We start from the raw sequence: 21,214 nt of genomic DNA on the forward strand, positions 1-21,214 counted from the left end.
AAAGAAAAACGGAACCGGTATCGCAACCGGTTCCGTCCAGATCCCCTGGTCCCAGAGGTCGAAAGCAATGGCTGTTTGATCGGCTTAGGGCTGCTTCTGTGCGGTGTTGGCCGCATCTGCCGCAGCGGCCCCAACGGCTGCTTTTTGCTCCTCGGTCAGATTTTCAACCTCTTCCAGTCCTGGGATCGCAACGCGCACCTCGCGGCGAGCAAAGTCGATACCGTTTTCCTTGAACGATGCCTTGACCCGGTTGAAGATTTCCTTGCGCAATGTGAACTGCTTGCCCGGCTTGGCCATGAACTTGCCGCGGATGATCATGCCCACATCATCAAAGTCAAAAACGCCCTGAGACTTGAACGGCTGCAGGAAGCCATCCTTGTGGGTCTCGTCCTCCATCATCTCTGCACCGATCTTTTTGAAGATCTTCTTGACCTTGTTGGGGTCGGTATCGAAAGGCACGGTGAATTTCAGTTTCATAATGACCCAGTCGCGGCTGTAATTGGTCAGTTTCTGAATCTCACCATAGGGAATGGTGTGCACCGGCCCGCGGTGGTGGCGCAGCTGCATCGACCGGATCGAGATTTTCTCGACCGTGCCGGTTGTTCCGCCCACGTCCACATATTCGCCGACCCTGAAGGCATCATCGACCAGAAAGAAGATGCCGCCGACGATGTCGGAAACCAGTTTCTGGGCGCCGAAACCGATGGCGAGACCCAGGATACCAGCACCGGCCAGAAGCGGCGTGATATCCAGCCCCAGGGCCCCGAGTGCCAGAAGCGCGAAGATGACCGCGATCGCCACCTGCGCTGTCACACGCAGAAGCGGCAAAACGGTCGCCAGACGAGAGCCACCCGCGCCACCGCCTTCGCCGGCCTCTTCATCCGGGCTCTGCTCGGATGCGGTCATCTCTTTCGCCAGGCGGCGGTTGATCCAAAGCGAGACACCTTCGTTCAGGATGTAACCCACAGCGATGATGATAAAGAACTGGATGACACGACTGCCTTCTTCCCCGCCGCCACCAGCGATTTCACTTAGGTTCAGGTTCCAGGCACGCGCGATCATCAGGATCACGAAAATTCCCGCCACAACACGGCCAATCCGAATGTAGCTGCGCTTGGTGGATTTATACGCTCGTTCCGCTACAGGCCCATCGCCCAGCATTGGTGGCTGAAGGTGGCGGACCAAACCCCTGATCAATGTGTCTAGCGCCGGAGCGATCAACAACCAGAACATGGTCGTGAAATGAGCACCTTGCAGCAAGATAAGTCGGATCGCCGGATCGCGCTGAGCGGCAAGGAATTCCACCAGGAGCCAAATCACCGCCGATACACCGATTGCGAAGTAAGGATAGTAGTGGGCGACTTCCTCGTCGAACTTGGTGTGATCCGGGTCAGTACCCAGCATCATCTGAGATAAGCCTTCGCGCGCTTTCCATGCGATCACACCGATGTAGATGTGGGTGCCAGCATTCAACCAGAAACCGATACGTGTTTCGCCGCTTGTCACGCCGTTCAGGCCGTTGAAATGCAGCAGGAACAAAGTGAAGCCCACGAGGATCAATAGTCCGATCAAATTGCGATGCAGGAATTTCGCCCAATGGTCGTCAATATTGACCAGCCGGAATTCCGCTTTGTTTGGTGCAAGAACGAACCGTGATGCCGCGGCGCCAAGACGTGGGACCCAGATCAAATAGAACACGAACGGAGCAGCGTAGGTTATTTGCTCGGGTGTCAAAAGCCCACGGCCGGCGGCTCGAATAACAACATAGAAGACGACAAGGCCGGCGATTTCCTTGCAGAATCGGACGAAAAGATAGCTGACCGCGCCCCAAAGATCGTTTTCATCCGCGACCTCTGCTTTGGGTTGCCATTTTCGCGTGAGCAAACCAAACAATTTTTCAGCCACAAATCCAACGACCAGAACGCTGGCAATGAGACCGATCAGCAGTAACGCACCATTGCCACCAAACTTCTCGATAAAATTCTCGACTGCATGCGCCTGTGCGCTGAACAAATTCGGTATTGTGGCAATAACATGAGTCCAAGATGCGACCATCTCGGCCCAGATCTCGTTAATCTCGGTGATCGGGTCTTCGTGCTCTTCAGCGTTGGCTGCGTTTTTCTCAGCAACCGCGTCCAGACGTTCCAGCAGGATTGACCTGACCTGATCATCCGACATGCGCGCAACCATATCATCTACCTGTTCCGGTGTCAGGTCGTCTGGGATTGTCACGCTGGTCGGCGTATCCGTTGATGGGGTCCCAGGAACCTGCGCATGAAGCGGGAGGGTGAGGAACACGATTGAGGCCAGCGCCAAAATCAGGCGGAGTGGGTGAAGCATGAATTTTCCCTCGATCTTAGATATGCGATCATTTTTTTGTGATCATAGGGTGCACCTGCCTGTTTTCCCAGATTTATTCGCGCCTTGAGGGATGCAAATGCCGTCAAACCAAAAAAAAGGCCGAGCACTAAGCTCGGCCGTAGTCCAACAGGGAGGTATGAAGATGATGAGCGTTTCAGCATCACCGCCTTCGAGAGATCATTTAGGTGGCAGTTTGCAAACGTTCAAGGAATAACACCCTGTGCATTCAGCATGTCCGATATGCCATCAGCGCATATCTAGAGTTTACCCATCTTTTTCAGCTGTTTACGCTGTTCGATGATCTCGTCCTGTACAAAGTCGCGGAAGGCCGCGACGCGTTTGGAATGCCGCAACTCCTCGGGGTAGGCGAGATAGACAGGGACATCCGCGGTTTCGATATCCGCCAGAACAGGAAGCAAGTGCGGGAAGTCTTGCGTGACATAATCCGGCAGCACGCCGATCCCGAGATTGTGCAAAACACCCTGAAGCACGCCGAAATAGTTGTTCACAGTCAGCAGTGAATGTGGATTGCAGGTCATCAAATGACGCACCATTGCAGCGCTTGCGCCTACCTGCGGGGCGGCTGGGGTCTGGCAGATCAGGCGGTGATCCTTGATGTCCTCCAGCGAACTCAGCATGCCGCCATGTGTTTCAATGTATTCCTGCGTTGCATACAGCATCATCTGAACAGTCATCAGGCGCTTGCGTACCAGATCGGCCTGGCTGGGCTCTTTCATGCGAATGGCTACGTCAGCCTCGCGCATGGGCAAGTCCAGTACACGTTCTTCCAACATCAGGTCGATGTTCAGGTCGGGATATTCCTCGTAAAGCTTGGGAAGACGCGGGGCGAGCCACAATGTGCCAAAGCCAAAGGTCGTGGTGACGCGTAAAACGCCAAAAACTTCTTCTTCGCTGTCGCGGATACGGGCAGCTGCTGTATCAAGACGTTTGGACATGGCCGAGGTGGCGTCAAACAGCAACTCGCCCTGTTCGGTCAAGATCAGGCCGCGGGCATGGCGGTGAAACAGGGTTGCGTCGAGTGATTCTTCCAAAGCGCGGATTTGGCGGCTTACGGCGGATTGAGACAAATTGAGTTTGTCGCCCGCATGGGTCAGACTGCCTGCGTCTGCAACTGCGTGAAATATTCTAAGCTTGTCCCAATCCATCGCCGCAACTTTCGTTATCCTCGGGAAGACCTATATGAAATAGGTAACAAGTTCCACAAACAAACCATGAAATGCTTAGGTTTCAGTGGATAAACTCTATACAGGTCAGTAATTATGACCTAATATGCGCGAAGATAAAGCACACTGATCTGACGAAGGGAGACGTCTGATGAGTCAGCCACAGATTTCGCTGAATGACCGGTTTGATCTTGAGAAATCACCTGTTCTTTTGAACGGGACGCAGGCGCTTGTGCGGCTGATGTTGATGCAGAAGGCGCGCGATCGGCATGCGGGCTTAAATACAGCGGGTCTGGTGACCGGCTATCGTGGTTCGCCGCTAGGCGCGGTCGATCAGCAGATGATGCGCGCGCAAAAGTATCTGAACAAAAGCGATGTGACCTTTCAATTCGGATTGAACGAGGATCTGGCCGCGACCGCGCTATGGGGCAGTCAGCAGGCGGGTCTGCGTGGCGATGGCAAATTCGATGGGGTTTTTGGCCTTTGGTATGGTAAGGGCCCGGGCGTTGATCGGTCCGGCGATGTAATGCGTCACGCGAATATGGCGGGTACAGCGCAGCATGGCGGCGTGTTGATGGCCATGGGCGATGACCACACGGGCGAAAGCTCGACCGTGTTGCACCAATCGGAATGGTCTTTGGTCGATATGTATATGCCGGTGGTCAGCCCGGCGGGCGTTCAGGAAATTCTGGATTACGGCATCTATGGCTTTGCGCTTAGCCGTTTTGCGGGTGTCTGGGTCGGGTTGAAGACCATGAAAGACACGATTGAGGTCACCTCGGTTGTGGATGGCAACCCAGACAGGATGAGGTTGGTTCGCCCGGAATTTGACATGCCCGAGGGTGGGTTGAACATCCGGCTGGGCGATACACCCCATCTGCAAGAGGCACGTGTCATCGACTATAAACGCTTCGCGGCAGAGATGTTCTGCAGGGCCAACAAGCTGGACAAACGGGTTTGGGGCAAGCCCGGTGCCAAGATCGGCTTTGTCGCGGCAGGCAAAAACTGGCTGGACCTGACCCATGCGCTTTCGCTGTTGAATATCGATGAAGCCGAAGCAGTACGTCTGGGCATTACGACCTACAAGATCGGTCAAACCTTCCCGCTGGACATGACCAGTTTCCATGACTGGGCAGAGGGGCTGGACTTGATTGTGATCGTTGAAGAAAAACGAAAACTGATCGAGGTTCAGGTCAAAGAGGCCATCTTTGACGATCGTCGCGGTCGGCGGGTCTATGGCTGGTACAAAGGCGGCGCAGGGGCGTTGCATCGGGAAGAGTTGTTCCCGACCCGGGATGCGCTTGATCCGATCATGATTGCAGAGAAGTTGGGCGAAATCTTGATCGAAGAAGGCCGCGACACAGACGGTGTACGCGCAGGCCTTTCAAAACTGTCCGAGGCGCGCCGGGCTGATAATGCGCAGGAAATCGCAACGCGCCTGCCGTATTTCTGTTCGGGCTGTCCGCATAACAGCTCGACCAAAGTACCTGAGGGCAGCCGCGCTTATGCAGGCATTGGTTGTCACTACATGGTGCAGTGGATGGACCGTCAGACGACCGGTTTCACCCAGATGGGGGGTGAGGGCGCGAACTGGATCGGCGAAGCCCCGTTTTCGACCATCAAACACGTGTTCCAGAACCTGGGCGATGGGACGTATAACCATTCGGGCGTCCAGGCGATCCGCGCGGCTCTGTCGGCGGGTACGAATATGACGTTCAAAATCCTCTACAATGACGCAGTCGCCATGACTGGCGGGCAGGGGAACGAAGGCGATCTGACCGCCGAACGGATCGTGGCCGAGGTCAAGGCCATGGGCGTTCAGCATGTCGCGCTGGTCTATGACGAAAAGGAAGACGTGAATTTGGGCGCTCTGCCTGCGGGCGTGGGAAGTTTTGAACGCGCAGAGTTGATGAAGGTTCAGGACCGGTTCCGCGAGATCGAGGGTGTCTCGGTCATTGTCTATGTGCAGACCTGTGCTGCCGAGAAACGTCGCCGGCGGAAGCGGGGCGAGTTTCCGGATCCGGACAAACGTGTGTTCATCAACACCGATATCTGCGAAGGATGCGGTGATTGCGGGGTGCAATCCAACTGCGTTTCAATCGTGCCGAAAGAGACCGAACTTGGCCGCAAACGTGCGATTGACCAATCCAGCTGTAACAAGGACTTCTCGTGCCTGAACGGGTTCTGCCCGTCCTTCGTGACGCTGGAAGGTGCGAAAATCCGAAAAGAAGCCACGAAGCAGCTTGATCTACCCGATCTGCCAATGCCGAAGCTGCCCGAAATCAACGGGACCCATAACGTTGTTATCACTGGCGTCGGAGGCACCGGGGTTGTCACGCTGGGGGCTATCCTTGCTCAGGCCGCACAGATCGACGGCAAAGGGGCTGGTATGATGGAGATGGCCGGTCTTGCCCAGAAAGGCGGCGCGGTCCACATCCATTGCCGTCTGGCGAACACACCTGAGGATATTAGCGCAATACGCGTGGCCACAGGTGAGGCGCATGCGCTGATTGGCGGCGATCTGGTTGTCTCTGCCGGGGCCAAGACGCTGGGCTTGACACGGACGGGTCAAACCGGCGCTGTAGTGAACAACCACGAAACTGTAACCGGTGATTTCACCCGAGATACCGAATTCCGCATCCCCAGCGATCAGCTGGAACTGGCGTTGCAGGCACGTCTAAAGGATGGGGTGAGCCTGTTTGACGCGACCGATCTGGCCAAAACCGTCATGGGGGACTCGATCTACTCAAACATGATGGTATTCGGGGCCGCCTGGCAGCGGGGCATCTTGCCGGTTAGCCATTCCGCGATCATGGCAGCGATCGAACTGAACGGCACAGCGGTCGAACGGAATAAACGCGCCTTTGATATCGGCCGTTGGGCGGTTCTGTTCCCAGTCGATGTTCAATCCATCCTGTCACCCTCTGTTGCTGAGATGCCAAAGACGCTGGATCAAATGATCGATTTCAGGGCCCAGCACCTGACCGACTATCAATCAGCGCGTCTGGCCAAACGCTATCGCAAGCTGGTCGACGACATTCAGGATGAAACGGTGCGTGAATCCGTGGCAAAAGGCTATCATAAGCTGTTGTCCTATAAGGATGAATATGAGGTCGCGCGGTTGCTGCTGAGCAGTCGTGACAAGGCCACGGCAGAGTTTGATGGCGATTTCAAAATGACCTTCCACCTGGCTCCTCCAATCCTGGGCGGGACGGATGGCAATGGCAGACCCCGCAAACGTGCCTTTGGCGAATGGATGATGGGGCCATTGAAATTGTTGGCCCGAATGAAAACGCTGCGCGGCACGCCGCTGGATATCTTTGGCTATACCTCTGAACGCCGGATGGAGCGTGCGCTGATCAAGCAATATGAAAGTGACATGAAACAAGTTCTGCCTCTTTTATCGCAGGACACGCACGACGCCATCGCAGACTTGGCGCGTTTACCGCTGGACATCCGTGGTTTCGGCCCCGTTTTGCTAGAAAATGAGGCCAAAGCCGCAAAAAGGCGCGAAGAATTGCTGGCAATCATCCGCAGCGGAGGTCCAGAATTGCGCGCTGCGGCGGAATGAGGCGTCACAAATCTGTCACAAGAGCTAGGCAAAAGTGTCGCTTAACTTATAATGCAGGCGAAACAACGGAGTCCGTAAATGCCCTCGCGCCGTCATGTCGTTCGTGACATTTCCTATGCCCATTCTGCCGAAACCAAGGGTGGCCGAATGGTCATCAAGCTTATGGAAAACACAACTGGTCGGATCCGTCTGATCAAACGCGCGGATGGGTACGAAAAAGACGTGGCCAGCGGGCGCGACTTCTGGGCTGTGATGGTTGAACGCTATGGTCTGACCTTGGATATTGTTGGCGGAGCGTTGTCGAACATCCCTAAAGACGGTCCGCTGATCCTGATTGCCAATCATCCCTATGGTATCCTTGACGGGTTGATGATGGGGCACATGCTATCCGAGATGCGTGGTGATTTTCGCATTCTGGCGCATCGGGTTTTTCGCAAGGCGGAAGAGCTGAATCGCATCATCCTGCCTATCTCTTTCGACGAGACGAAAGAGGCGATGAAGCTGAACCTTGAAACCCGTAAAACCGCGCTGAACTATCTAAGCGATGGCGGGGCGATTGGCATTTTTCCGGGGGGTACGGTGAGCACGGCGGTCAACCCGTTTGCCTATCCGATGGATCCGGGCTGGCGTGGGTTCACCGCGCGGATGGTGGCCAAATCAAATGCCACCGTGGTGCCGGTATTCTTTGACGGCCACACTTCGCGCATGTTCCAGATCGCCAGCCATTTGCACAACACTTTGCGCATGGGTCTGCTGATCAAAGAGTTCAAAAAACGTGTGGATACTCCTGTCAAAGTGGTGATTGGCGAGCCCATCGGGCGTGACGTTCTGGACCCGTTGGGCAAGGATACGCGCAAGATGATGGATTTCCTGCGCAAAGCCACGTATGAGCTGTCTCCGAAGCCGTTGAAGTCTTATGACTACGGCTATGAATTCGAGGAACGGCATCGCGCCTGAAGGGGCAAATGGCAGTAGGCATCTTTGATTCCGGTTTGGGTGGTCTGACCGTCCTGAACGCCGCGCAGAAACACCTGCCGGACGTTGATTTCCTGTATTATGCGGACAGTGCGCATGCGCCTTATGGCGTGCGCGATCCCGACGATATCTATCAGCTGACCCGTAAGGCCGTGCACGACCTGTGGGATCGCGGCTGCAATCTTGTGATTCTGGCCTGCAACACCGCAAGTGCGGCGGCGCTGCGGCGGATGCAGGAGGCCGGTGTGCCCGAGGGCAAGCGCGTTCTGGGCGTCTTTGTGCCCTTGATCGAAGCCCTGACCGAACGGCAATGGGGCGACAATTCACCCCCGCGTGAAGTGGCGGTTAAGCATGTGGCGCTATTTGCCACGCCTGCGACCGTGTCCAGCCGTGCGTTTCAGCGGGAACTGGCGTTCCGGGCGATTGGTGTCGATGTCGAAGCACAGGCCTGCGGCGGTGTGGTCGATGCCATCGAAGATGGCGATATGATCCTGGCCGAAGCACTGGTGCGCAGCCATGTGGATGCGCTCAAACGCAAGATGCCAGAGCCTCAGGCCGCCATTCTGGGGTGTACACATTATCCCCTAATGGCCGAGGCTTTTCAGGCCGCATTGGGCCCGGACGTACAGGTGTTCAGCCAGGGCGACCTGGTTGCCGAAAGTCTGGCGGACTATCTGCAGCGCCACCCCAATATGCTGGGCAAGGGCGGCAGCGGGTTTCTGACCACGGGCAAGCCAGGGTTTGTTAGTGACCGCGCGACACAGTTCCTCCGACGACAAATCAAGTTCGAGGCAGCCTGACTTAGGTCAAGGCGTATCCTTTACGATATTCTGAGAATAAAGACCGTCACATCGGCGGTCACATCCTGTGACACATGTAAAGAAGAGGTCTGATATGACCCACAAAATCGCAATTCTGGGCGCTTCCGGTTACACGGGCGCTGAACTGGTGCGGCTGATCTCCGAGCACCCGAATATGGACATCGTTGCCCTGGCAGCCGAGCGCAAGGCAGGATTGTCTATGGCGCAAGTGTTCCCGCATCTGCGCCATATGGACTTGCCGGATCTTTGTAAAATCTCGGAGATCGATTTTTCTCAGATCGATCTGTGTTTTTGTGCGTTGCCGCATAAAACCAGCCAGGAGGTAATCCGGGATCTGCCGAAGGACTTAAAGATTATCGATCTGTCTGCAGATTTTCGGCTGCAGGACCCGAATGAGTACGAGAAATGGTACAGCAACCCTCACAGTGCGTTGGAACAGCAGGAAGAGGCTGTCTATGGCCTGACCGAGTTCTACAGAGACGATATCCGCGCCGCGCGACTGGTCGCTGGCACCGGTTGCAATGCGGCAACCGGCCAATATGTGCTGCGGCCGCTGATCGCCGCCGAAGTGATCGATCTGGATGATATCATTCTGGACTTGAAATGCGCAGTGTCTGGGGCCGGGCGGGCGCTGAAAGAAAACCTTTTGCATGCCGAGCTGAGCGAGGGCGCAAATGCCTATGCTGTCGGGGGAACGCATCGGCATCTGGGCGAGTTCGATCAGGAGTTTTCGAAGCTTGCTGGCCGGACGGTGCACATACAGTTTACGCCCCATCTGATCCCGGCCAACCGGGGGATTCTGGCGACCACCTATGTGAAGGGCGACCCGCAGAGCGTCTATGAGACATTGGTCAAGGCCTACGCCGATGAACCCTTTGTCGAAGTGCTGCCAATGGGCGAGGCACCATCGACACACCATGTGCGCGGCTCGAATTTCTGCCACATAGGTGTGGTTGCGGATCGGATCGAGCGGCGCGCGATTGTTGTTGCGGCACTGGATAACCTGACAAAAGGTAGCAGTGGCCAGGCCTTGCAGAACGCCAATCTGATGTTAGGTGAGGACGAAACCAAAGGCCTGATGATGGCCCCGCTTTTCCCGTGAGGATCGTATGAAATCGCTCAAGAAACGTCGTCGGATACAGGTCATTCTGGTGGCCGCTGTTGCGTTGGTTGCCTCAACGGCGTTGATTGGATGGGCCTTGCAGGACGGAATCAATTTTTTCCGGTCCCCCAGCGATGTGATCGCCGAGCCGCCAGAACCTACGGAAGTTTTCCGGATTGGTGGTCTGGTCGAGGAAGGCTCGATCCTGCGGGGGCAGGGCGAGACTGTACGGTTTATCGTCACCGATGGTGGCGAAAGCGTGCCGGTGGCGTTCACAGGGGTTTTGCCCGATCTGTTTTCGGAAAATCAGGGGATGGTTGGTACGGGTCGCTATGTGAACGGTGTGTTCGAAGCGACTGAAATCCTTGCTAAACATGACGAGACCTATATGCCGAAAGAGGTGATGGACGCGCTGAAAGAACAAGGCGTTTATCAAGATCCCAGCGACAGCTGAACGCAGCGCCGCTGCGTGCCTCCGGCGGAGGTATTTTTGAACAGAAGAACAAGGGGTGTTGCACGTAAAGGGCGGGCAGCGCCCTGTGTCGTTTGGGGATATTAAGTTTACTGCCCGACCGTTTCACCTGACAGAGCATTCAGGGGACGACATGCAGACGGTTCGGGAGATAGCGACAGAGATTGTGGCGCGGGAAGGCGGATTTGTGGATGATCCGGATGATCCCGGTGGCGCGACGAATTTTGGTGTGACCATTCACACCATGCGACGACTGGGGCTTGATCTGACGGGTGACGGTCAGATTGACACAGGTGATGTGCGCGCGCTGAGCAAGCCGCAAGCGATTGACATCTTTGTACGGCATTACTTTGAAAAACCTCGGATTTCAGCATTACCTGCCGTGCTGCACGCGTCGGTTTTTGACATGTATGTCAATGCGGGCAGCCAGGCCGTTAAGATCCTGCAGCGTTTGTTGCGCGAGATGGGGTTTGACGTCGCAGTGGACGGTGTCATCGGGCCGCAGACGATGCGCGCCTGTGCGCAGGCAGCGATACCGGGTGAGGTTGCCTTGCGCGATGCCTATGGGGTGGCGCGGCGGAACTATTACTTTCGTTTGGCAGATCGCAGACCCGCCTCGCGCAAATATGCGCGCAGCCGTGCGGGTGGCAAAGGGGGCTGGATCAAACGGGCCGAGGAGTTTTTGTCGCCAAAATACCACCTGAGCGCGGCGCAGTTTCAAAAGAGGGTCGCGGCATGGGGCTGATATCGGACATCCTGGGTTTTCTGTTTGGTGGCGGGCGAAATGTTGTGCGTGAAACGGCCGAAGTTTTTCAGGAAAACGCCGAAGAGGGTGCGCAGCGGGCATTGACGGTTCAAAGCCAGGCGATGGCGCAATTCGGGGCCGAGTTTCAGGTGCCGCGCAAGGGCGCGTTTGACCGGTTCATGGATGGTTTGAACCGTTTGCCCCGCCCGGCGCTGGCTTTGGGGACGTTGGGCTTGTTCGTGGCTGCGATGATCAATCCCTTGTGGTTTGCGGCCCGAATGCAGGGCATTGCGCTGGTGCCGGAACCGCTATGGTGGCTATTGGGTGTGATCGTTTCATTTTACTTCGGCGCGCGTCATCAGGCCAAGGCGCAGGAGTTACAGCGCGAGATTTCTGATACGATGATACGAGCGCCCAAGGTGCTGGCCAATTTGCGTAGTCTGGCGCAGATGCGTAGTGACAGCCCAGGTATCGCCGATCCGGGCCCGGATGCGGGTTTGCAGATCGAGGTCACACAAGCGGATGACAATCCGGCATTGACCGAATGGCAGCGACTGCAGCGCGCCTGAGCCGCGACACTATGTGCAGAAGAAATAGGCGAAAGTGATTGGCGAACCGCCTGCTTGAGGGATATATCCCGAAGCATGATTACAGAGCTCGGTCACTTCGCCCTCATCCTCGCTTTTATGATCGCGATCGTGCAAAGCGTGGTGCCCCTGATCGGGGCAGCAAAACGCTGGACCGGTTGGATGGTCTTCGCCGAACCTGCGGCGATTTCGCAGTTTTTGCTGACGGCGTTGTCTTTCGGTGCGCTGGTCTGGGCGTTTACGACGTCGGACTTCTCGCTTCGGATCGTGGTGGAAAACAGCCATTCGGCGAAACCGATGATCTACAAGATCAGCGGGACCTGGGGCAATCACGAAGGCTCGATGCTGTTATGGGTTCTGATCGTGACCTTATTCGGCGCCATGGCCGCGCTGTTTGGCGGAGGGCTTCCACCAACCTTGAAAGCGCGGGTTCTGGCGGTGCAATCGGCTGTCGCCGTGGCGTTTTTTGCCTTTATTCTCTTCACGTCGAACCCGTTTGACAGGTTGGCCGTGGCGCCGTTCGATGGGCGCGATCTAAATCCGCTGCTGCAGGATCCCGGCTTGGCGTTTCACCCGCCGTTCCTGTATCTGGGATATGTGGGCCTGAGCATGGCGTTCAGCTTTGCCGTTGCAGCGTTGATCGAAGGCCGTGTCGATGCAGCCTGGGGCCGGTGGGTGCGGCCCTGGACACTGGCAGCCTGGGTGTTTCTGACCATCGGCATCGCACTTGGGTCCTGGTGGGCCTATTACGAGCTTGGCTGGGGCGGGTTCTGGTTCTGGGACCCGGTCGAAAACGCTTCGTTCATGCCGTGGTTGCTTGCAGCCGCATTGCTGCATTCGGCCATCGTTGTTGAAAAGCGTGAGGCGTTGAAAAGCTGGACCATCCTTTTGGCGATCATCGCCTTCGGCTTTTCGCTGATCGGGACATTCATTGTACGTTCGGGTCTTTTGACCTCGGTACACGCCTTTGCCACTGACCCAGAGCGGGGCGTGTTCATCCTGATGATCCTTGTCTTCTTTATTGGCGGCGCACTGACCTTGTTTGCGGCCCGCGCTCAGACGATGGAAGCCAAGGGTGTGTTTGGCGTTGTCAGTCGCGAAAGCGCACTGGTGGTGAACAATGTCCTGCTGGCAGTCAGCTGTTTTGTCGTCTTCGTGGGAACGATGTGGCCGATGGTGGCCGAGATGATGTTTGACCGGACACTTTCGGTCGGGCCGCCCTTCTTCAACTTTGCCTTCACGCCATTCATGGTTCTGCTGGGTCTGGTTCTGCCGATCGGGTCACTGCTGCCTTGGAAGCGCGGCAAGCTTGGGAAAACCGCCTGGTCGTTGCGCTATGCGTTTCTGCTGGCGCTGGCCGTGGCGCTTTTGGTTTGGGCCATGCAGACGGGGCGCAGTGCGCTGGGGCCGGTCGGGCTATTTCTTGGGGTCTGGATTACCTGCGGCGCGATCCTTGATCTTTGGAGCCGAACTGGCCGCAAAGGCAGCTTCAGACGGCTGTTCCGTCTGCCCGGTGCGGATTGGGGCAAGGCCGTTGCCCATACCGGCTTGGGTGTCACGATCTTTGCGATTGCCGGTCTGACCGCGTGGGAGGTTGAAGACATCCGTGTTGCTCAGCCCGGAGCACCCTTTGAGGTTGGACAGTTTACTTTGACGTTGGAAGATGTGCGGCGTGTTCAAGGGCCGAACTATTTCTCGACCACCGCTGATGTTTCAGTCGAGACAAACGGGCGGTCATTGGGGATGCTGCATCCTGAAAAGCGGGACTATCCCGTCGCACGTATGCCCACGACCGAAGCCGCGATTGACTATCGCATTCTTCGGGACCTCTATGTGGTGATCGGGGATCAACAGGCCGATGGGGGCTGGGTCGTGCGGACCTATATCAAACCGTTCGCCAATTGGATTTGGGCAGGATGTATCATGATGGCGCTGGGAGGTGTTCTCAGCCTGTGCGATCGCCGTTTCCGTGTCGCTGCCGGCGCGCGTAAAACGCCAGCGGCCGGGGTGCCGGCGGAATGAAACGCCTGATCCTGATCATGATGCTGTTGGCCGCCCCGGCATATGCTGTGCAGCCTGACGAAGTCCTGGACGATCCGGTACTTGAGCAGCGGGCGCGTGATCTGAGCGCCGAATTGCGGTGTCTGGTGTGCCGGAACGAAAGCATTGATGAAAGCAATGCAGACCTTGCCCGCGATCTGCGCCTTTTGGTGCGCGAACGGCTGGTTGCCGGGGATAGCGACGAAGAAGCGATGGCCTTCATCGTCGACCGCTATGGCGAATATGTGCTTCTTCGCCCACGGCTTTCGGGTTCGAACCTGATGTTGTGGCTTGCCGGCCCGATCATGCTGCTGATCGCGGCAGGCATGGGTTGGAACTTTGTGCGCAACCGCTCGAAAGCCCATGCCTCCGAGGTCAGCGATACCCTCAGCGATGAGGAAAAAGAGCGGCTTAACAAGATTCTCAGCGACTGACGTTCGGTTCTACTTTCCCTTGCGATGTGAATAGTTCAGGTTTCGCAAAATCTGGCGTGAGGAGAGACTTTATATGAACTACGAAACGATCCTGTTGGATATCACGGACGGTCTGGCTGTTCTGACATTCAACCGCCCGGACAAAATGAACGCACTGACCACGCAGATGCGGGCCGAGATTACACATGCGATGAAAGAGGCCGCTCGCAATGCGCGCTGCGTGGTGCTGACCGGGGCTGGACCGGCTTTTTGCTCGGGACAGGATCTGGGCGACGCCTCATCAACCGGAAAGATCGACCTGGAACGGTCCTTGCGCGACGAATATGAGCCGATGCTCGACTCGATCCACGATTGCCCGGTGCCGACCATTGCGGCAGTGAACGGCGCGGCTGCGGGGGCAGGGGCGAACCTGGCCTTATGCGCCGATGTGGTGATCGCAACCGAAAGCGCCTATTTCCTGCAGGCCTTTGCCCGGATCGGTTTGTTGCCGGATGCCGGTGGCACTTGGTTCATGCCGCGCCAGATGGGTTTGGCCAAGGCGATGGGCGCAGCGCTTTTTGCTGAAAAGATCAGTGCCCGTCAGGCCGATGATTGGGGCCTGATTTGGGAGGCGGTCGCCGATGACGATTTCGCCGCGCATTGGCGCAAGCGCGCCGAGTATCTGGCAAATGGCCCAACGGCTGGATTTGCAGCCATAAAAACGGCGCTGCGCGGCACTTATGAAAACACGCTGACGCAGCAGTTGAAGACCGAGGCGAGCCTTCAGGGAGACTGCGGGCGTTCGCGTGACTTTGCCGAAGGTGTCGTAGCCTTTCTGGAAAAGCGCCCCGCCAAGTTCGAGGGGCGCTGAGCCCGATCAGGCCCGGCGGCGCCGACGCGTGCGCCGTTCCGGGGCTGTGTCTTCTCCGGTGCCGTCGGAGGCCGACGAAAATGGCCCCAACGCATCAGCGATCTGATCCAGCGTTGGGCGCTCGGCCCGTGCGGTTGTGTCCAACGCCTCACGCATTTTCTCGACATGGGCAGGCATTGTGCCACAGCAACCACCGATGATCTTCGCGCCTGCATCCCGCGCCATGACGGCGTATTGGGCCATCAGTTCGGGGGTGCCATTGTACTTGATGTTGCCATCTACATACTTCGGGATGCCTGCATTGCCTTTCGACACCAGCGGGCGTTGTGTGCCCTGCGCGACAAAGCCCAGAACAGTGCGCATGATATCCGATGAGCCAGTGCCGCAATTGGCGCCAAAGGCCAGTGGCGGGTTCTCAAAAGTTTCGACCAGTTGTGCCAGATCGGCCGAGGTTACACCCATCATCGTGCGACCGGCGGTATCAAAGCTCATGGTGCCGCACCATGGCATGTCGGCCAGAGCAAACGCCTCGGCCGCGGCGCGGAATTCTTCGGGGGCGCTGATGGTCTCGACCCACAGGACGTCTGCGCCGCCTTCTTTCAATGCGGCGGCCTGTTCGTGGAACATCTCGACCGCGTCGCTGTGTGATAGGCTGCCGACCGGTTCCATGATCTCGCCCGTGGGCCCGACAGAACCGGCCACAATAACGGTGCGCCCGGACGCATCGGCCACTTCGCGGCCAAGCTCGGCCCCGATCCGGTTCAGCTCGGTCACGCGGTTCTGCGCATCATGCAGTTTCAAACGCGCCGCTGTTCCGCCGAATGTGTTGGTCAGGAACAGATCGCTTCCAGCATCGACCCAGCCCTGATACAAAGCCCGGATCTTGTCAGGCGAATCCACGTTCCACAGTTCAGGCGCATCACCCGATTGCAGTCCCATGTTGAACAGGTTGGTCCCCGTCGCACCGTCGGCCAGAATTACATCAGCGGTGTTCAGCAGGTCAGTCAGCGCATTTGTCATGAAAAAAGCCCGAAAACTGGCGCAAAGCGCCATTGTGAATAACAGACGCCCCGTGTCACATGACCGGGGCGTCAAATCAAATTCATAATACTCATGAAGATCATGAGTGGCGCTGCAAAGAGACTTAGATGTCGGCCTCGGCCATCACCTGTTCTTTGGCTTCGACCAGAAGTTCCGCCATCTTCGCACGAATTTTGGCTTCATCGGCAAGATCGCCCAAGTAGCTTTTGACTGCATTGACGACGTCATCTTCATTGACGTGCTTCAGGTCGGTTTGGACCAGTTCCTGACCGTATTTGCGCGCCTGTTCTACGGTTTCACCCTTCAGGGTCGAGGCCCAGACAGCCATGAACCGGTTGCGGCGCATACGGGCGATGAATTGCATTTTTTCGTCATGCGCAAATTTCGTTTCAAACGCATTTTCACGTTCGTCAAAGGTGGTCATGAGACAGGGACCTCTTGGGTTGCGATTACTCTGATGATGATATGACCATACGGCAGCACGGGTGCAAGAGATTTGCGCTGTGTCAAAGTCTCGCTGCCTTGCAAACTTGCGGGGAAGGGGGGCATGGACTATGAGGGCGCCAAACGGCGGGACTCATTTCCGCTGCTCAGACTGGAAAGGTCGCTCATGGCGCGTCGCAAAAAGATCTACGAAGGCAAAGCCAAGATTCTGTATGAAGGTCCGGAACCGGGCACAATCGTGCAGTATTTCAAAGATGACGCCACCGCGTTCAACGCGGAGAAGAAAGACGTGATTGATGGCAAGGGCGTTCTGAACAACCGCCTATCTGAATTCTTCATGAACGGCCTGAACCAGATCGGTGTACCCACGCATTTCATCCGTCGCCTGAACATGCGGGAACAGCTGGTGCGCAATTGCGAAATCGTGCCGCTGGAAATCATCGTGCGCAACTATGCGGCCGGGACGATGTCCAAACGTCTGGGCATTGCCGAAGGCACGCAGTTGCCGCGCCCGATTGTCGAATATTGCTACAAAGATGATGCCCTGGGCGATCCTTTGGTCACCGAGGAACATATCGCCGCCTTTGGCTGGGCCAGCCAGCAGGATATGGACGATATCCTCAGCCTTGCCCTGCGCGTGAACGATTTCATGAGCGGTGTCATGATGGCCGTTGGAATTCGCCTGATTGACTTCAAGATCGAAATCGGCCGCGTCTTTGATGGCGACTATCAGCGCCTGATCGTCGCCGATGAGATCAGCCCCGACAGTTGCCGCCTATGGGACATCGAAACCGGCCAGAAACTGGACAAGGACGTCTTCCGGCGCGATCTGGGCAATCTGACAGACGCCTATTCCGAGGTCGCGCGTCGTTTGGGCGTTCTTCCCAAAAGCAATGTGACCAAGCCGACGCTGATCAACTAGGCGATACTGGTCTGAATTCCGTGAGAGCGCCGCTGATCCTGAGCGGCGCTTTTTCTTTCCAGAGAGTTTGACAGCTTATGCGTTCCTGATCATGTTTGGATCTAAGCAGCCAAATTGCTTGCGGTCGGGGTGATCTAACGAATGACGGAATTGTTTGATCAGGCAGTTTTCCTGAAGTTTTTGGCCGCTGTGCTGGCGATTTTCAACCCTCTCTACAATATCCCGATCTTTCTGAGCATGACCAAGACCTGTTCTGCATCGGAACGGCGTCATGTTGCGATTGTTGTGATGATTTCTGTCACGATAATTGCGTTAGCCGCTGTGCTGATAGGCGAAGAAATTCTTGGGGTTTTTGGCATAGATGTGCCGTCTTTTCGGATCGCGGGCGGTATCATCATTTTCGGAATAGGTATGTCGATGCTGAAATCCGAGGATCGCGCGCCAGGGGATCAGGCCGCCGTAGCGGACGGACATCAAAGAAAGCTGAATTTCGCGGTTGTTCCACTGGCGATCCCTTTGACCATTGGTCCCGGCACGATTGCGATAACCATTGTGTTTTCTCATCAGTTGTCTGACGGCGCGGAAATCCTGACGCTGGGTGCTGCGATATTGATTGCCTGTGCAATTGTCGGGTTGGGATTGTTGTTCGCGGATCAAATCTCGCGCCTTGTAGGCGAGACGATGATCAACGTTGTGACCCGTATCATGGCGATATTGTTGGTGGCCGTTGCAGTCGAAATGGTTTTGACCGGCACATTCCATGCGATTGATGCGCATTATCCTGCTTTATCCAAGGGCGACGGCTAGGAAACCACCTGCGGCAAACTGCGGATCATACAGGGTTGTTCAACGCACCCAACCACGCTATCCCCCGCGCAACGGAATAGGGCCGGCCAGCGGCCCCCAGGTGGAGTTGCGAAAATGAAAGCACGGGTGCATGTGATGCTCAAGAATGGGGTGCTTGACCCTCAGGGTGAGGCGGTACGGCACGCACTAGGCGCCATGGGCTTTGATCAGGTCGAAGGTGTTCGGCAAGGCAAGGTGATCGATCTGGAGCTTGCAGAGGGCGCGACCGAAGCGGATGTGACCGAGATGTGTGAAAAGCTGTTGGCCAATACGGTCATCGAGCGTTACGAGATCGAACTGGTCTGATCCAGACCCAGCAGGAGGGTTCGCCATGCGCGCTGCCGTTATCGTCTTCCCCGGATCGAATTGCGACCGGGATCTTGCCGTGGCTTTCAAGCAAGCCGGTTTTCAGGTCGATATGGTCTGGCACAAAGATGCGACGCTGCCGGACGGCGTTGATATCGTCGGTGTTCCGGGCGGATTTTCCTATGGCGACTATCTGCGCTGCGGAGCCATCGCGGCCCAGTCGCCGATCTGTCAGGCGGTGGTCGATCATACCAAACGCGGCGGGTATGCAATGGGGGTCTGCAATGGATTCCAGATTCTCACCGAAACCGGCATTCTGCCAGGAGCATTGCTGCGGAATGCGGGCCTGAAGTACATCTGCAAGACGGTGGGCCTGAAGGTTGAAACCAGCAGCAGCCCGTTTACCGAAGGCTACAACGCAGGTGACGTGATCGGAATCCCGATTGCCCATCATGACGGCAACTATTTCGCCGATGACGATACATTGTCCACGCTGCGGGACCAGGACCGCGTTGCGTTCACCTATACCGAGAATCCGAATGGTTCGGTCGGGGATATCGCTGGCATCCTGTCGGAAAATCGTCGCGTTCTCGGGATGATGCCGCATCCGGAACGGGCCGCGGATCAGGGGCATGGTGGCACCGACGGTACGGCATTGTTCCGCGCATTGTCGGGCGTTCTGTCGCCAGCGTGACTTGAGGTCAGATCATAGCGCGCGTACCTTCTGGGGATGAGTACAGAGGTTCGCACTGGCTGGTCCAAACTTTTAAGACCCTTTCGCGGCGCGCCGCTGGGCTGGAGATTGCGACTGGCCGTTTTCGTGCTCTTGGCCGCCACTGTTGTGACGGTCTGGACAACGAACCGTTTGCTGACGGATCGCTTTACCGAAGATACGCGAAACAGGGCCGAGCTCAGGCTGACGCTCGACTCAGGCAACCTGGTCAGTGAGCTGCGCCGCAATGCCATCGTGCCGCAATTGCTGGCGCGGGATCCGACGCTGATTTCTGCCCTGCGCTCCAGCGACTATACGCTGTCGACCCAGCGCTTGATTTCATTTGTCGAAGAGATTGGCGCTGCGTCGCTGATGCTGCTGGATAGCGATGGGCGGTCTGTTGCCGCCACTGATCGTAACCGTCTGGGCGAGGCGCATCGTAACGCGCCTTATTTTGTGGATGCGATACGGTCAAATTCGACGATTTTCTCGGTCATCCCGCGTGAGGCCGGTGGCTATAGTTTTGTCTATTCACGCCGTATCCAGGGCAACTCGGACATACTCGGCGTGATCGTGGTCGAGGTCGATCTGCAGAAATTCGAAACTGCCTGGGCGCGGATTGCGCATGCAGTGCTGGTCACCGACAGCACGGGCAACATCATCCTGTCGACCGAACCACAATGGCGCGGATTGAATGAAGAGGCGGCGATGCTGCGTCAACCGCCGCTCAGCGCCATTCAACGCGCGATCCGCGTGACCACGGATTGGACCGCGCTGCCGCCGGATGCCTATCTTCAGGGTGAGGCGGTGATGCGGATGGAAAAACGCATTCCGTTTCGGGGCTGGCAAATGACATCTTTCACCACATTCGAGTCGGTGCGCGAGCGGGTGAACAGTGTTTTGGCGCTCGAGATCATGGGATTTGCGATTCTATTGGCGCTGGCCTTCTATGCGCTCAGCCGTCGGGCCACCTTGCGGATGACGTTGTTCCAGCGCGAGTCGGCAGAGCTTCGCGCATTGAACGCAAGGCTACAGCGGGAAATTGCTGAACGGGAACGGGTTGAAAAGACGCTGGATTTGGCCGAACAGACGCTTGCCCAAAGCTCGAAACTGGCCGCGTTGGGAGAGATGTCGGCAGCGGTGAGTCACGAGTTGAATCAACCTCTGGCTGCAATGAAAACTTATCTGGCCGGTGCACGGCTGCTGTTGCGCCGAAATCGGCCCGAAGAGGCATTGGCCAGCTTTGGCCGCATCGACGGTCTGATCGAGCGGATGGGCGCGATTACCCGGCAACTGAAATCCTATGCGCGCAAAGGGGCGGATGCGTTTTCACCCGTAAATCTTGGAGAAGCACTAGCTTCGTCACTGTCGATGATGGAACCTCAGTTGCGCCAAAGGCATGTGAAGATCACTCAGATCCTGCCCGAGGAACCGGTGCTTGTGAATGGGGATCGGATGCGCATCGAACAGGTCATGGTTAACCTGTTGCGCAATGCGCTCGACGCTACCAAATCGGTGGCTGAGCCGGATGTGGAGATTATCCTGGCTGCAGGCGATACGGCGGTGCTGACCGTGCGCGACAATGGCTATGGGATCGATGATATCGAGAACCTGTTCGAGCCGTTCTATACTACCAAGCAGCCCGGCGATGGCGTCGGGCTGGGGCTTGCCATCTCGTCCGGGATCGTGAACGACCATGGCGGACGGCTGACTGCGCGCAACGGCCAGCACGGCGGCGCGGTGTTTGAAATGCAATTGCCCATTTTGGGCAGTGACGGCCTTGAGGCCGCAGAATAAAAGG

19 protein-coding genes are annotated in these 21,214 nt (G+C 56.8%); 15 read left to right on the forward strand and 4 right to left on the reverse strand.

What is annotated here, in order from left to right:
• Positions 1 to 84: 84 nt before the first annotated feature.
• Entirely contained in the window at positions 85 to 2,340 is a 2,256-nt protein-coding gene (locus tag AC2FGE_RS06105) for a mechanosensitive ion channel family protein (protein WP_496818327.1), read from the reverse strand.
• Positions 2,341 to 2,618: 278 nt separating this feature from the next.
• The gene (locus tag AC2FGE_RS06110; protein WP_496818328.1) at positions 2,619 to 3,527 is read right to left on the reverse strand and encodes a LysR family transcriptional regulator; all 909 of its coding nucleotides are present in this window, start codon (positions 3,525 to 3,527) and stop codon (positions 2,619 to 2,621) included.
• Between the two features lie 169 nt (positions 3,528 to 3,696).
• Here AC2FGE_RS06110 and AC2FGE_RS06115 point away from each other — a divergent pair, with 169 nt between their 5' ends.
• From AC2FGE_RS06115 to AC2FGE_RS06160, 10 genes are all read left to right on the forward strand, one after another.
• Positions 3,697 to 7,116, forward strand: a complete 3,420-nt coding sequence (locus AC2FGE_RS06115) for an indolepyruvate ferredoxin oxidoreductase family protein (RefSeq protein ID WP_496818329.1) — start codon at positions 3,697 to 3,699, stop codon at positions 7,114 to 7,116.
• 78 nt (positions 7,117 to 7,194) lie between these two features.
• Positions 7,195 to 8,073 (forward strand): lysophospholipid acyltransferase family protein, encoded by an 879-nt coding sequence (locus AC2FGE_RS06120; RefSeq protein WP_496818330.1) that lies wholly within the window; start codon positions 7,195 to 7,197, stop codon positions 8,071 to 8,073.
• A gap of 8 nt (positions 8,074 to 8,081) precedes the next feature.
• Positions 8,082 to 8,891 carry a glutamate racemase gene (locus tag AC2FGE_RS06125; RefSeq protein ID WP_496818331.1) on the forward strand — a complete coding sequence of 270 codons (810 nt, stop codon included), beginning with the start codon at positions 8,082 to 8,084 and terminating at the stop codon, positions 8,889 to 8,891.
• A 94-nt stretch (positions 8,892 to 8,985) separates the two neighbouring features.
• Entirely contained in the window at positions 8,986 to 10,014 is a 1,029-nt protein-coding gene (gene argC / locus AC2FGE_RS06130) for an N-acetyl-gamma-glutamyl-phosphate reductase (RefSeq protein ID WP_496818332.1), read from the forward strand.
• 7 nt (positions 10,015 to 10,021) lie between these two features.
• Positions 10,022 to 10,468 (forward strand): cytochrome c maturation protein CcmE, encoded by a 447-nt coding sequence (gene ccmE / locus AC2FGE_RS06135; protein ID WP_496818333.1) that lies wholly within the window; start codon positions 10,022 to 10,024, stop codon positions 10,466 to 10,468.
• Positions 10,469 to 10,619: 151 nt separating this feature from the next.
• Positions 10,620 to 11,231, forward strand: coding sequence for a holin-associated N-acetylmuramidase (locus tag AC2FGE_RS06140; RefSeq protein ID WP_496818334.1), 612 nt, complete (start codon positions 10,620 to 10,622; stop codon positions 11,229 to 11,231).
• Positions 11,222 to 11,800: a holin family protein gene (locus AC2FGE_RS06145; protein ID WP_496818335.1), complete on the forward strand. Its 579-nt coding sequence runs from the start codon at positions 11,222 to 11,224 to the stop codon at positions 11,798 to 11,800. Before AC2FGE_RS06140 ends, AC2FGE_RS06145 begins: the two co-directional genes overlap by 10 nt.
• Positions 11,801 to 11,875: 75 nt before the next feature.
• Positions 11,876 to 13,840 carry a heme lyase CcmF/NrfE family subunit gene (locus AC2FGE_RS06150; RefSeq protein WP_496818336.1) on the forward strand — a complete coding sequence of 655 codons (1,965 nt, stop codon included), beginning with the start codon at positions 11,876 to 11,878 and terminating at the stop codon, positions 13,838 to 13,840.
• Positions 13,837 to 14,292 (forward strand): cytochrome c-type biogenesis protein, encoded by a 456-nt coding sequence (locus tag AC2FGE_RS06155; RefSeq protein WP_496818337.1) that lies wholly within the window; start codon positions 13,837 to 13,839, stop codon positions 14,290 to 14,292. The genes AC2FGE_RS06150 and AC2FGE_RS06155 overlap by 4 nt, the downstream gene beginning before the upstream one ends.
• 73 nt (positions 14,293 to 14,365) lie before the next feature.
• Positions 14,366 to 15,142: an enoyl-CoA hydratase-related protein gene (locus AC2FGE_RS06160; protein ID WP_496818338.1), complete on the forward strand. Its 777-nt coding sequence runs from the start codon at positions 14,366 to 14,368 to the stop codon at positions 15,140 to 15,142.
• A gap of 6 nt (positions 15,143 to 15,148) precedes the next feature.
• Here AC2FGE_RS06160 and bmt read toward each other — a convergent pair whose 3' ends face one another.
• Both bmt and AC2FGE_RS06170 read right to left on the reverse strand, forming a co-directional pair.
• A complete protein-coding gene (bmt, locus tag AC2FGE_RS06165) occupies positions 15,149 to 16,162 on the reverse strand; it encodes a betaine--homocysteine S-methyltransferase (protein ID WP_496818339.1) in 1,014 nt (337 codons plus the stop codon).
• A 124-nt stretch (positions 16,163 to 16,286) separates the two neighbouring features.
• Positions 16,287 to 16,607 (reverse strand): DUF1476 domain-containing protein, encoded by a 321-nt coding sequence (locus AC2FGE_RS06170; RefSeq protein WP_480549341.1) that lies wholly within the window; start codon positions 16,605 to 16,607, stop codon positions 16,287 to 16,289.
• Between the two features lie 186 nt (positions 16,608 to 16,793).
• Between AC2FGE_RS06170 and purC the strand changes: the two genes are divergently transcribed.
• The 5 genes from purC (at position 16,794) to AC2FGE_RS06195 (ending at position 21,210) form a co-directional block, all read left to right on the forward strand.
• Positions 16,794 to 17,549 carry a phosphoribosylaminoimidazolesuccinocarboxamide synthase gene (gene purC, locus AC2FGE_RS06175; protein ID WP_480498424.1) on the forward strand — a complete coding sequence of 252 codons (756 nt, stop codon included), beginning with the start codon at positions 16,794 to 16,796 and terminating at the stop codon, positions 17,547 to 17,549.
• Positions 17,550 to 17,690: 141 nt separating this feature from the next.
• Positions 17,691 to 18,356, forward strand: a complete 666-nt coding sequence (locus AC2FGE_RS06180; protein ID WP_496818340.1) for a MarC family protein — start codon at positions 17,691 to 17,693, stop codon at positions 18,354 to 18,356.
• Positions 18,357 to 18,470: 114 nt separating this feature from the next.
• On the forward strand, positions 18,471 to 18,701 hold the full coding sequence (gene purS / locus AC2FGE_RS06185) for a phosphoribosylformylglycinamidine synthase subunit PurS (RefSeq protein WP_170374301.1): 231 nt from the start codon (positions 18,471 to 18,473) through the stop codon (positions 18,699 to 18,701).
• A gap of 25 nt (positions 18,702 to 18,726) precedes the next feature.
• A complete protein-coding gene (gene purQ, locus AC2FGE_RS06190) occupies positions 18,727 to 19,395 on the forward strand; it encodes a phosphoribosylformylglycinamidine synthase subunit PurQ (protein WP_353007408.1) in 669 nt (222 codons plus the stop codon).
• A gap of 36 nt (positions 19,396 to 19,431) precedes the next feature.
• Positions 19,432 to 21,210 (forward strand): sensor histidine kinase, encoded by a 1,779-nt coding sequence (locus tag AC2FGE_RS06195; RefSeq protein WP_496818341.1) that lies wholly within the window; start codon positions 19,432 to 19,434, stop codon positions 21,208 to 21,210.
• Positions 21,211 to 21,214: the final 4 nt, after the last annotated feature.

This window comes from Ruegeria sp. YTSA075 (genome assembly GCF_059610245.1).

Excerpts from the sequence above, each read along its gene's own strand:
- AC2FGE_RS06105 (WP_496818327.1), bottom strand. The coding sequence starts at position 2,340 with ATGCTTCACCCACTCCGCCTGATTTTGGCGCTGGCCTCAATCGTGTTC.
- AC2FGE_RS06110 (WP_496818328.1), bottom strand. The coding sequence starts at position 3,527 with ATGGATTGGGACAAGCTTAGAATATTTCACGCAGTTGCAGACGCAGGC.
- AC2FGE_RS06115 (WP_496818329.1), top strand. The coding sequence starts at position 3,697 with ATGAGTCAGCCACAGATTTCGCTGAATGACCGGTTTGATCTTGAGAAA.
- AC2FGE_RS06120 (WP_496818330.1), top strand. The coding sequence starts at position 7,195 with ATGCCCTCGCGCCGTCATGTCGTTCGTGACATTTCCTATGCCCATTCT.
- AC2FGE_RS06125 (WP_496818331.1), top strand. The coding sequence starts at position 8,082 with ATGGCAGTAGGCATCTTTGATTCCGGTTTGGGTGGTCTGACCGTCCTG.
- argC (WP_496818332.1), top strand. The coding sequence starts at position 8,986 with ATGACCCACAAAATCGCAATTCTGGGCGCTTCCGGTTACACGGGCGCT.
- ccmE (WP_496818333.1), top strand. The coding sequence starts at position 10,022 with ATGAAATCGCTCAAGAAACGTCGTCGGATACAGGTCATTCTGGTGGCC.
- AC2FGE_RS06140 (WP_496818334.1), top strand. The coding sequence starts at position 10,620 with ATGCAGACGGTTCGGGAGATAGCGACAGAGATTGTGGCGCGGGAAGGC.
- AC2FGE_RS06145 (WP_496818335.1), top strand. The coding sequence starts at position 11,222 with ATGGGGCTGATATCGGACATCCTGGGTTTTCTGTTTGGTGGCGGGCGA.
- AC2FGE_RS06150 (WP_496818336.1), top strand. The coding sequence starts at position 11,876 with ATGATTACAGAGCTCGGTCACTTCGCCCTCATCCTCGCTTTTATGATC.
- AC2FGE_RS06155 (WP_496818337.1), top strand. The coding sequence starts at position 13,837 with ATGAAACGCCTGATCCTGATCATGATGCTGTTGGCCGCCCCGGCATAT.
- AC2FGE_RS06160 (WP_496818338.1), top strand. The coding sequence starts at position 14,366 with ATGAACTACGAAACGATCCTGTTGGATATCACGGACGGTCTGGCTGTT.
- bmt (WP_496818339.1), bottom strand. The coding sequence starts at position 16,162 with ATGACAAATGCGCTGACTGACCTGCTGAACACCGCTGATGTAATTCTG.
- AC2FGE_RS06170 (WP_480549341.1), bottom strand. The coding sequence starts at position 16,607 with ATGACCACCTTTGACGAACGTGAAAATGCGTTTGAAACGAAATTTGCG.
- purC (WP_480498424.1), top strand. The coding sequence starts at position 16,794 with ATGGCGCGTCGCAAAAAGATCTACGAAGGCAAAGCCAAGATTCTGTAT.
- AC2FGE_RS06180 (WP_496818340.1), top strand. The coding sequence starts at position 17,691 with ATGACGGAATTGTTTGATCAGGCAGTTTTCCTGAAGTTTTTGGCCGCT.
- purS (WP_170374301.1), top strand. The coding sequence starts at position 18,471 with ATGAAAGCACGGGTGCATGTGATGCTCAAGAATGGGGTGCTTGACCCT.
- purQ (WP_353007408.1), top strand. The coding sequence starts at position 18,727 with ATGCGCGCTGCCGTTATCGTCTTCCCCGGATCGAATTGCGACCGGGAT.
- AC2FGE_RS06195 (WP_496818341.1), top strand. The coding sequence starts at position 19,432 with ATGAGTACAGAGGTTCGCACTGGCTGGTCCAAACTTTTAAGACCCTTT.